This window comes from Limnothrix sp. FACHB-1083 (assembly GCF_014696485.1).
Taxonomy (GTDB): domain Bacteria; phylum Cyanobacteriota; class Cyanobacteriia; order CACIAM-69d; family CACIAM-69d; genus CACIAM-69d.
Window position 1 is genome coordinate 370,743 of sequence record NZ_JACJQD010000004.1, and the last position, 10,471, is coordinate 381,213.

Below are 10,471 nucleotides of genomic sequence, written 5' to 3' on the forward strand. Positions count from 1 at the left end.
CGACTGGAGGGGTGGAATGATCTTAGGTCTAATGCTGTTTAAAGGTCAGATTAACTCTAGGCTAAGACAATTTTGATCGCAAATAGAAAAAGCAGTGATTGTAATGAATCTTAATCTCTTGAATGGACTTAAAAATCGTGGCTCATCGATCAATTTAACGAGCAGATATCATTGGATACATGACCAAGGGGGTTGGGTGTTAAAAATCATACATTTGCCTTGGTTTTGAATAACTGAAGCTCAAGAATTTTGGTAAAAATTCTTCTGTTCAACTAAGGTGGATCGCTAACTAACTTCTTGAAGGAAAGTGTAGTTAATCTCCTAAGTCAGATCATCGCAAATGAGGGGTTTGACCCCCTCAGATCCTCGACCTTTCAACGTCAAAATCAAAGTTTTGTGAACCTGATCACCCATCCTAAGGCTCTATAACTGAAATTCTGTAAAAAATATTAAGTTCACCAATTGAAATTGTGTGCTTGAAGCGCTGTGCAAACTATGGAGAAAGAGTGGCAATGAGGGGATTGAAAAATAAAGGCAAAGGGGATTAGTCCTTTGCCTGCTGCGTATGCCGCTTGCGCTGTGGTGAATGTTGAGCTGGGGGGGTGAGGAGACGAGGTCGCTGGCCCTTGGGGTGGGGGTGATGAATTGGCGTGGAGGTTACAGGGTTGCGAGTTGGGGCCGCAACAGGGCGATCGCCCGGCCGCGATGGCTCAGTTCATGTTTTTGGGCGGCAGACATTTCGGCATAGGTGAGGCCCAACTCAGGCATCAGAAAAATGGGGTCGTAACCAAAACCCTGCTCTCCCCGGGGGGCTGTGGTAATTTCACCGGGACAGATGCCCTCGGCTTCGGCGGCCACCGTGCCATCGGGCCGCACGACCACCAAAGCACAAACAAATTGGGCCCGGCGATCGGGCTGGTTGGCCAGTTCAGTGAGGACGCGGTTGATTCGATCGGCATCGGTGACTCCATAGCGAGCGGAGTAGAGACCCGGTGCGCCATTGAGGGCATCGATCGCCAAGCCGGAATCATCGGCGATCGCCCATTCACCGGTTGCCAGGGCCACTTGGGTGGCTTTCAGGCGGGCATTTTCGAGGAAGGTTTGGCCCGTTTCTTCAATCTCTAGCTCCGGGGGCTTCAGGGCCAGTTCCCAGCCCAAATCATCCAAGTAGGCCTGTAGTTCTTTGAGTTTGCCGGAGTTTCCGGTGGCAACGACTAAACGGGGCATGGCGAAAAAAGAAATTTCAGGATGGACAGAACTTCCCAATTGTCCCGATCGGGGGTGGTTTGGCAAAGGGCAACCAACGGTAATGACCACCCAAAAAAATCACCCGGGGATTAGCCCGGGCGAACCAAGTCCAGCAGGTTTGGGTTAAATCAAGAGCGCACGGTTGGTTTTGGGTGGGTGCGCCCGTGGGAATTGGGCAGCAACCTTAGGCGGCGGCAGCTTCGGCCCATTGGCGGGCCCATTCCAGGATTTCATGCACCCGATCGAGCGTGACGGCTTCGCAATAGAGCCGCAGGACGGGTTCCGTGCCGCTGAAGCGCACCATTAACCAATCGCCACTGGTTAGGCGGAATTTATAGCCGTCGGTGGTTTGGCAGTCGGTGACCGCTTGCCCGGCGATCGTTTGGGGTGGGTTGGTTTGCAGTTGTCCCAACAGCCGATCGCGGGCGGCCATGCTGGCCAGAGCTAAATCAATGCGATCGTAGGCATTGAAAAAGTTGGTTTTGGTTTGCAGATCGCCGTAAAGCTCGTTCAGGCTTTTGCCCGCTTTCACAACGGCTTCCAGCACATACAGAGCCGAGAGCAGCGCGTCCCGTTCGGGAATGTGGTTGCCATAGCCCACGCCGCCGGACTCTTCGCCCCCAATCAACACCGGCACGCTCAACATGCGATCGGCGATGTATTTGTAGCCCACGGCGGTTTCATGAACCGGCAATTGATACAGTTCCGCCACCTTGGGCATCAGGTCGGAGCCGCTGACGGTTTTAACCACTTCGCCGGTTTGCCCGCGCACCACGGCCAGGTGTTGAATCAAAATTGGGATCAAGATCTGGGAGGTGAGAAATTCCCCAGACCCATCGATCGCGGCGATCCGATCGCAGTCGCCATCAAAGACCAAACCCACGGCCAACTGGTCGGGATGGGCCTGTTGGTGGTCGCGAATTTGGGCGATCGAGCGGGTGGTGTATTTGGGCAACGGCTCCGGCGCGCCCCCTTCAAACAACGGATCGCGATTGGTGTTCAGTTCCTGCACGGCAACATCCAGCACCTTGCTGAGGCCGCCCGCCGAAGCACCATGCATCGCATCCACAAACACCGCCAGCTTGCCATCGGCAATGGCAGCTCGGATGGCAGCAAGATCAACGAACTGCCGCAACGCTTCACAGTAGCCGCTTTCCCAAGGATTAAACGACTCGATCGGCTCCGGATGCTCCACCTCGGCCGGAACCGTTTCGGCCGCCAACATCGTCTCAATCTTTTGGGTCACCTCCGGCGACACAGAACCCCCAAAGGCTCCCTTGACCTTCAGACCCAAATAACGACCAGGATTGTGGCTGGCCGTCAGGACGATCGCCCCAAGAGCCTGCTCATGGTGGGCAATCCAGCTAAAGACCGGCGTGGGGGCATAGCAGTCCGACAGCTTCACCCGATAGCCGATCGCCTGGATGGCTTCAGCGGCCACCCGCGCAAAATCTTCAGCCATGAACCGGCGATCGTAGCCCACCAAAATAGTGCGGCTGCCGGTGCTGGCCCCAAACTCCTGGGCCAACGCTTCCGCCGCCAGCGGGGCTACCCGAGCCACCCGCTCGATCGTGAAGTCCGCCGCAATTACCCCCCGCCAACCATCCGTGCCGAATTTGATCGGGCTGGCCGCCGCCGCTCTCAACGATTGACTCATGAATCAAAAACCTCTGCTTTGTGCGCTGCAATACCGCTCAGATTGGGAATCTAGGACGCAAACGACTGGGGGCGATCGTCCTGGGCTGCTTTGGCCGGGCCGATCGATCGCCCCCGTCCCTTCCGGATTTCCTGAACCACCCCACCCCAACGCCGTGCGGGGTCGCCCCACGCAAGCCTATGTTAACAATCGGGTTAATCGGGTTTGCCCCCTCCCGATCGCCCTAGGGATCCAGGTCAATTCCTGACCTTGCCGGCCCCATCTCTCCGCCTCGCACCCGCCCCAAACCCGCCATTTTCGGCACATCCCCCATTTGACAACCCCAGAACAAATCGACCATCATCGATTCGCGCGAGCCACACCCACCCTCACCCCATCTTCAGCCTTCTCACGCATCGGTTCGCCCGCAGGACTGTAGCCCACCTTGGAGCGCCCCATGGCCATCATTAACGGTAACAACCTTCCCAACCTCCTCACCGGAACCAACGACAACGACCAAATTTTTGGCAACGAAGGGAGCGACACCCTCATTGGCTTAGCCGGTAACGATGCCCTCCAAGGGGGCCGCGACAACGACATCCTCAATGGCAACGATGGCAACGACTTCCTGCAAGGGGGCTTTGGCAGCGACCAACTCTTTGGCGGCAAGGGAAATGACACCCTTTACGGCAACGAAGATAACGACTTGCTGGATGGGAACGATGGCAACGATCTGCTCTTTGGTGGCCAAGATCCCGACATCCTGCGAGGCAGCCAAGGCAACGACACCCTATGGGGCGACGTGGGAGCTGATACCCTCTACGGTGGCCAGGGCGATGACCTGCTGCAAGGTAATGAGGGCGAAGACATCCTATTTGGAGATTTGGGCAACGATGTCATCTTTGGTGGCCAGGGCAATGACCTGATTTTTGGTAGCCAAGGGAACGATCGGATTGATGGCAGTCGAGGGGATGACGTAGTTTTTGGTGGCCGAGAAGCCGACACCATCAATGGCGGCGATGGTAACGATGATCTGAATGGCGACAGCGGGGCTGATCTGATTCTGGGCGGCCGCGACCTTGACATCATCAACGGCGGCGAAGGCAGCGACACCCTCAACGGCAACGGCGATGCGGATACGATCAATGGCGGCGACAACGAAGATGTGATCTTCGGCGGAACCGGGGACGATCGCCTGTCCGGGGATAACGGTAACGACACCCTGTATGGCAACCAGGGCAGCAACACCCTGATTGGGGGCAATGGTGGCGACACCTTCATCGTGTCAGGCCAAGCGGGTGGCGTTGACATCATTGCTGACTATGACTTCACCCAAGACCTGATTGGGTTCGAGGGCAACATTGCCTCGCGGGTGGTGGTGGTTCCGGGAACGGGGCTGAACGCGGCCGATACGTTCCTGACGTTGGTGGATACCAACAACACGGAGCGGCTGATTGCGATCGTGAAAAACAGTCAGCGCCTCAGTTTCCTCACCCCCGTGGGCACAGACACCACCACGGGCGGCGTGAGCGGCAGCACGGGCGGCACGGGCAGCACCGGTTCCACCCAGCCCTCCACCGGCAATGACAATATTCAAGGCACGTTTGGGGATGACACGATCGATGCTTTGGATGGCAACGATACGATCACCGGTTTGGGTGGTGCAGATTTGCTGAAGGGCAGTGGCGGTAACGATTTGATTGATGGCGGCGAGGGCAATGACTCCATGGAAGGGGGATTGGGGTCTGATACGTTGCTGGCTACGGGGGGAAGCGACTTCTTTATTTACAACACGCCCGCTGAAGGGGGTGATGTGCTGACGGACTTTGACCCCACGTTGGACAAATTGGTGATTCGGAGCACTGGATTTGGGGGAATTACGACCCTGCGAGTGTTCTCGGTGGATCCGGAGCGGGGCGGGTTTGCCTTTGTCAGTAGCGGCACGGGGGTCGCGTTGCAGTTCAACAACGGATCCGGCGTGCAAACGATCGCCACCTTTCCCAATGCGCCTGCCAACTTGTCCAGTAGTTTCAACAGTTGGGCCATCCTGGGCTAGGGCTGGGCGATCGGGTAGTAGTCGTAAATTTCGGCCAGGATCTCAGCCCAGTTGCGGGCGAGCAGTTCAATAATCTGTTCGCCCCGATCGGCCGCCGCCGCTGTTGGGTCACCAATCACGCCACTTTGGCTCAGATCTTGAATTGTCCAGGCGTAGGTTAAGGCTCCCTTGGGCCCCAGTCGCTTGCCCGGATGGGTCAGGGGCATCTCTGCTTGGGCCCGTTGCATCCGCACCCGATCGGGATCAAGGGCCAGCATCACGCAGGTTTCCGCATCGCCCGCGTGCATTCCCAGGGTTTCCGCCGGGTTCAAAAGGGGTTTGTAATTGGCCGATCGCCACACAAAACAGGAATAGGTCCAAAAGTCGGGATATCGCTCGTGGAGATCCGTGGCGGCAATATCCAACACCTGGGGCTGTCCTCCATGGCCATTCAGCAATAGCAACTTCCGAAAGCCCGATCGATAGAGGCTGTGGCCAATGTCCATCACCAAGGACAGGAGCGTGGTGGCGCTGAGGGAAATGGTTCCCGGCAGCGCCAGATGCTCGTTAGATTTGCCGTAGAACAACGGTGGCAGGGCATAGGCCACCACGTCAGGCCGTTGTTGATCGAGCCATTGGAGCGATCGCCCGAGAATTCCGTTCACGATCGCGCTGTCCACATTCAGGGGCAAGTGGGGCCCATGCTGCTCGATCGCCCCCACCGGCAAAATCACCACGGCCCGCTCCCGATCGGGCAAGGCCGCGATATCTTGCCAAGTTAGATAAGCAAAAAAGCGGTGTTCCGGAATGGGCCCATGCATAGGTGGCTCGTCCAAATCAGCATCAGCGGTTAACCCAGAGCCATGAGCGCCCTCAAGCTTCCGAAGTCTCAGAAGCTTCCGAAGTCTCAGTGCTGGGAGCGGCCTTGGCGGCCAAGGCCTGCTCAGCGGTGAGGAAGTCGATGAACTGGCGAGCCGTGCGACCCGATCGCCCATTGTGGCGCGTGGCCCACTGCAAAGCTCGGAACCGCAATTCTGCCCGATCGATCCCGAGATTGGCTAAATCAGCCAAATGATTCACGATTTCTAAATAGGTGTCTTGGTCGGCCGCCTCAAAGGTCAACGTCAAGCCAAATCGATCGGCAAAGGAGAGCTTTTCCTGCACCGTATCCCAGGACTGCACCTCATCCGCATCGCTGGGCCGGGGGCGATCGGCAAAATATTCCCGCACCAAATGTCGTCGGTTTGAAGTGGCATAGACCACCACATTCTTTGGCCGCTCCGTGATGCCGCCCTCCAGGCAAACCTTCAACGCCTTGAAGGCCTCGTCATCCTCCTCAAAGGACAAATCATCCACAAATAGGATGAATTTTTGGGGTGCGCTCCGCAGCAAGTCCACAATCTCCGGCAGATGATCCAACTCTTGCTTGGCCACCTCCACCAATCGCAACCCCCGATCGCCATAGGCCGACAGCAGCGCCTTCACGAGGGATGATTTTCCCGTGCCCCGCGCCCCATACAGCAACACGTTGAGCGCCCGCTGACCCGCCAACAGAAATTCCGTGTTTTGGATTAGTTGCGCCTTGGGGCCGTCATAGCCGGCCAGGTCGGGCAGATCGATCGGGTCAGGATGAGTCACCGGCACAAGCTGCCCCGATCGCCAACGGAAAGCGCGGGACTCGCTGAACTGTCCCCGATCGGCCGCTGCCAAATAACGCACTAAAGCTGGCGTGGCTGTCGCCCAGTCGTCCAGGTTGCGCAACTGGGCCCGGAGTGCGGCTTTTGGATTGGGTTTAGTTTCTGGCTCGGTGACGGCAGATTGATCCGACACATCGGATTGATCCGACTCGTTAGATTGATCCGACGCATCGGATTGATCAGGCTTATCAAGTTGATCAGGATCAGGCGCAGCCAATTGATCAGGCTTGTGATCGGGCTTGTCCAGTTGATCAGAGACATCAAGCAGATCAGATGCGTCGAGTGAATCCAATTCCATTTCTGAGTCAGCACTGGGCCCACTCCAGGCCACTAGCTCGATCGCCCCACCCGCCAACTCCTGGGCCCACTGACAAGCCAAGGCCGGCTCGAACTGCCACAGTTGCTGAAATGCCCGCAAATCATGGTCGATCGCCGCGATCGTGGCCTTGGGCAATTGCTCGATCGTCTTGCCTTTGAGCACCGGAGCCAACACCGCATCCACCGTTACCAGGCGATCGAGCAAATAATCGCCCCAGCTTTGGCCCGTGGTCATCAGCGCCCGAAACCAGCGCCCATAGGCCAACGTAATATCCGTCGCATCGCGCGATCGCTCCAGCACCGTTCCCAAAAACTGCGCAAAAGCCTTGCCCACTTCGTTATCCAACACTCCCGGCAACACCAGCAGCGAGGCCAGCAACCATTGCAGCCGTTCAGCCTCCTCCTGAATTTCCCGTAACCGACCGGGACTAATTTTCGGCCGCTGGGAGGATGGGTCGTCAGTCCGCAAGTAGGTCATAGGCCAGATCTCGTTGTCTCAATGAGCAGGAGTTTGCACCGGGCAGCCACCTTCAAAAGCCATCAGCGGCGCGATCGCCCTAGCTGGAAGTGGCAACCAACAGCTTAACTGCCCAGAGATTGCTCGCAAAATGAGCCAGCACAAGAATCAATCACCGCCCGAACTAACCAGCCAGCGTTAAGCCACATCAGAACCCATCCACATCAGAACCCGTCAACACACAGAAGGGAGAACAACTCAACATTGCTCTCCCTCCCGTGCCGATCGACTGGATTCGTTTGGCGATCCCAGTTTTGAGACCCCGCCTATTTTTTCAGGTCTTTAGCCATGCTGCGGAACGCATCCAAGTTGCGATCGGCCTTGCGGCGTTCCAGGGTTTCGCCGGCCGTGCTAGCCGGAGCGCTGCTGGTGGGTTCCGTAGCCTTGGCCTTGGGCTTGGCCGGTTGTTCAACGGGCGTAGTTCCCTTGGGGAAAGTCTTGTGGACTTCCACTTCCTTGCGCATCCGCTCAATGTCTCCGAAGGTGCGAGCGCTGTCAAAATCCAAGAAAAAGTCCTGGGTTTCCTTTTGGCGAGCGGGTTGGGGCGCGGGTGCTTCTTCTTTTTTGTTGCCGCCGAACAGGCCACGAATGAATCCGGTCATGGTTGGATCTCGTTCTCTAAAGGTTTGGGCTGGAGTTGATGAGAAATTTTAGACAAAACATTAATTTCTGTGAACCAATTATAAGGATTTATTCTTCAAGAAATTTGGGCATTCCCCAAAATTCCGTCAGGATTTCGGGACTGAAGGGGAAGTTCCGGTGTGCCTTTTAAAATTGGAGAGCGATCGCCCCGGCGAGTCGGCTGCAAAATTTGGGTCAAAACCTTTTATCAACCAGCTTAAATTTCAACCCAGATCCAAAAATCTCAACCCAGATCCAACCCAGGAGCCGAGGTTTGTCATCGAATTCGATCGATTGAGGCGAAAATGGCTGATTTTCCTGGCCTAACCGCCTCAAACAAGAGGCTTAAGCCCCTTGCTCCCTAGGATCTCGCCTTGCTTCCTGGGATCTCGCAACGGCAGGATCAGAGGCTCACGAATCCGAATCACAGCCCTCAATCCACGATCCCAATCCATCTTTGAATTCTCTGCCCTTCTTAGCACCATGCCTCCAGAGTCTCCCGAATCCACTTTGAATCCGTTGTCTCCTCCATTGGAGTTGCCCCCGCACCATGACTTGCCCCAACAGCCCCCTAAGCTTTCCCTGCCAGTGATGTTGCGCTTGGGCCTGTTTCAAATGGGCCTGGGCATGATGTCGGTGCTCACCTTGGGGCTGCTGAACCGGGTGATGGGCAATGAGTTGGCCATTCCCCTGGATGTGGCGGCGGGGGCGATCGCCCTGCACCAGTTCATTGCGCCCGCCCGTGTTTGGTTTGGGCAACTGTCCGATGCCAAGCCCCTGTTCCGACTGCATCGATCGGGCTATGTCTGGCTGGGATCGATGGTTTTTGCTGTGCTCTCGTTTTTGATTGTGCAGGTGATGTGGCAATTGGGCGCGGCGGTGGCGCAGGCGGGCGGTTGGTCTTGGGAGGGAACCACGGGCCTCTGGACGATCGCCCTTGGATTGCTGTTTGCGGGCTATGGCCTCTCCATCAGTGCCAGTTCCACGCCCTTTGCGGCTTTGTTGGTGGACGTGTCCGACGAAGATGATCGATCGCGCCTAGTGGGGGTGGTTTGGTCAATGCTGATGGTGGGGATCATCATCGGGGCCATCCTGACTTCGATTCTCCTGAAACGGGCCGAAGCGGCCAACAGCCTCGCCGCTTTGCAAGGGGCCTTGAACCAACTGTTCATCATCGTGCCCGCGACTGTGGTTGGGTTGGCCTTTGCGGCCACCTGGGGTGTGGAAAAACGGTTTTCGCGCTATGGCCTGCGATCGCACTTGGCGGAACGGGAAGACCAAATTACCCTCGGGCGGGCCCTACGAATTTTGACCGCCAGTCGGCAAACGGGCATCTTTTTTGCATTCTTGCTAGCCATGACCCTGGGCCTGTTTTTGCAAGAGGCCGTTCTCGAAAACTACGGCGGCGAAGTGTTCAACATGCCCCCTTCGGCCACCACGAGTTTGAATGCATTCTTTGGCACGGGAACCCTTTTGGGGTTGGTGGCCACGGGCTTTGGCCTGATTCCCCGGCTGGGCAAACAGCGCACCACAAAGCTTGGTTGTTTGCTGACGATCGCGGCGCTGGGGCTAATCATCCTGGCGGGATTTTCCAGCAATCCCAATCCCGGGGCGATCGGGGCTAATCCCACCGTTTTGCAAGCGGCCGTGGGCATTTTTGGCCTCACCTCGGGCATTGTCACCACTGGGGCCTTAACCCTGATGTTGGATCTAACGGCGGCGGAAACGGCCGGCACGTTCATTGGGGCTTGGGGTCTGGCTCAGGCCTTGGCCAAGGCCCTGTCTACCTGGTTGGGCGGCTTAATTTACCAACGGGTTGGGCTGGCGCTGTTTGGGCAACCGATCTATGGCTTCATTACGGTGTTTGCGGCGGAAGCGTTGATGATGGCGATCGCGATCGGGCTGCTGTGGTGGGTGAATGTGCGGGAGTTCAAAACCGATTCCCAACAGGCGATCGCCAACGTTTTGCAGGTGGAAATGGACTAAACCGCTTGCTGCTGATGGCTGCTAAGTCGTGGCTAAGTCGTGGCTAAGTCGTGGCTACATCGCGACTGAGTTATTGCCGAGTTACGGAATCATCAGCTCGGGTTGAGCAGGTTGCAGGGTGGGCAATGTCCACCCGTCATCGATCGCCCAACGAGTCTGATCACCCCTGGAGAGAGGTGAATCATGGGGGCATCTGGAGCGAGATGCTCCCATAATTTTTGGGTAGGGAGTTCTTTGCAGCCTGATAAAAAGTAGTTAAAAATCAATACAAAAATCCATAACCCTGACGTCAGTTCGGGATAAGGGGAGCGGAAGAAAGACGGGGCTGGTTAAGCTGAGGCATTAACAAAAAAGCCCTCAACCCAACCCCGTCATGCTCAGTCTAGAAGCTCTGTTCTGCAAAATCGACGATT

General features: G+C 56.7%; 9 protein-coding genes. 3 read left to right on the top strand and 6 right to left on the bottom strand.

From position 1 onward, the window contains the following. Positions 1-657: 657 nt before the first annotated feature. Together rdgB and H6F46_RS07800 are read right to left on the bottom strand one after the other, a co-directional pair. A complete protein-coding gene (rdgB, locus tag H6F46_RS07795; protein WP_099534669.1) occupies positions 658-1,227 on the bottom strand; it encodes an RdgB/HAM1 family non-canonical purine NTP pyrophosphatase in 570 nt (189 codons plus the stop codon). A gap of 205 nt (positions 1,228-1,432) precedes the next feature. After that, the gene (locus H6F46_RS07800; RefSeq protein WP_099534670.1) at positions 1,433-2,905 is read right to left on the bottom strand and encodes a phosphoglucomutase/phosphomannomutase family protein; all 1,473 of its coding nucleotides are present in this window, start codon (positions 2,903-2,905) and stop codon (positions 1,433-1,435) included. Here H6F46_RS07800 and H6F46_RS07805 point away from each other — a divergent pair. Beyond that, positions 2,904-3,152 (top strand): hypothetical protein, encoded by a 249-nt coding sequence (locus H6F46_RS07805; RefSeq protein WP_190354190.1) that lies wholly within the window; start codon positions 2,904-2,906, stop codon positions 3,150-3,152. The genes H6F46_RS07800 and H6F46_RS07805 overlap by 2 nt on opposite strands. Positions 3,153-3,341: 189 nt before the next feature. Then, complete coding sequence (locus H6F46_RS07810) at positions 3,342-4,940, top strand: calcium-binding protein (protein WP_190354191.1); 1,599 nt, start codon at positions 3,342-3,344, stop codon at positions 4,938-4,940. Here H6F46_RS07810 and H6F46_RS07815 read toward each other — a convergent pair. The 4 genes from H6F46_RS07815 to H6F46_RS19540 all read right to left on the bottom strand — a co-directional run bounded on the left by H6F46_RS07815 (position 4,937) and on the right by H6F46_RS19540 (position 8,271). Next, a complete protein-coding gene (locus tag H6F46_RS07815) occupies positions 4,937-5,740 on the bottom strand; it encodes a creatininase family protein (protein ID WP_099534673.1) in 804 nt (267 codons plus the stop codon). The two genes, H6F46_RS07810 and H6F46_RS07815, sit on opposite strands and share 4 nt — an antisense overlap. 52 nt (positions 5,741-5,792) lie before the next feature. Beyond that, positions 5,793-7,412, bottom strand: coding sequence for an ATP-binding protein (locus H6F46_RS07820; RefSeq protein WP_242027837.1), 1,620 nt, complete (start codon positions 7,410-7,412; stop codon positions 5,793-5,795). Between the two features lie 305 nt (positions 7,413-7,717). Further along, the gene (locus H6F46_RS07825; protein ID WP_190354192.1) at positions 7,718-8,053 is read right to left on the bottom strand and encodes a hypothetical protein; all 336 of its coding nucleotides are present in this window, start codon (positions 8,051-8,053) and stop codon (positions 7,718-7,720) included. Between the two features lie 95 nt (positions 8,054-8,148). Continuing rightward, complete coding sequence (locus tag H6F46_RS19540; protein WP_255508925.1) at positions 8,149-8,271, bottom strand: hypothetical protein; 123 nt, start codon at positions 8,269-8,271, stop codon at positions 8,149-8,151. Positions 8,272-8,555: 284 nt separating this feature from the next. On the opposite strand from H6F46_RS19540, the gene H6F46_RS07830 reads away from it, so the two are divergent. After that, a complete protein-coding gene (locus H6F46_RS07830; RefSeq protein WP_099534675.1) occupies positions 8,556-10,058 on the top strand; it encodes a BCD family MFS transporter in 1,503 nt (500 codons plus the stop codon). Positions 10,059-10,471: the final 413 nt, after the last annotated feature.

Bases quoted from the DNA above. Each gene is read 5' to 3' on its own strand.
- rdgB (WP_099534669.1), bottom strand. From the start codon at position 1,227: ATGCCCCGTTTAGTCGTTGCCACCGGAAACTCCGGCAAACTCAAAGAA.
- H6F46_RS07805 (WP_190354190.1), top strand. From the start codon at position 2,904: ATGAATCAAAAACCTCTGCTTTGTGCGCTGCAATACCGCTCAGATTGG.
- H6F46_RS07800 (WP_099534670.1), bottom strand. From the start codon at position 2,905: ATGAGTCAATCGTTGAGAGCGGCGGCGGCCAGCCCGATCAAATTCGGC.
- H6F46_RS07810 (WP_190354191.1), top strand. From the start codon at position 3,342: ATGGCCATCATTAACGGTAACAACCTTCCCAACCTCCTCACCGGAACC.
- H6F46_RS07815 (WP_099534673.1), bottom strand. From the start codon at position 5,740: ATGCATGGGCCCATTCCGGAACACCGCTTTTTTGCTTATCTAACTTGG.
- H6F46_RS07820 (WP_242027837.1), bottom strand. From the start codon at position 7,412: ATGACCTACTTGCGGACTGACGACCCATCCTCCCAGCGGCCGAAAATT.
- H6F46_RS07825 (WP_190354192.1), bottom strand. From the start codon at position 8,053: ATGACCGGATTCATTCGTGGCCTGTTCGGCGGCAACAAAAAAGAAGAA.
- H6F46_RS07830 (WP_099534675.1), top strand. From the start codon at position 8,556: ATGCCTCCAGAGTCTCCCGAATCCACTTTGAATCCGTTGTCTCCTCCA.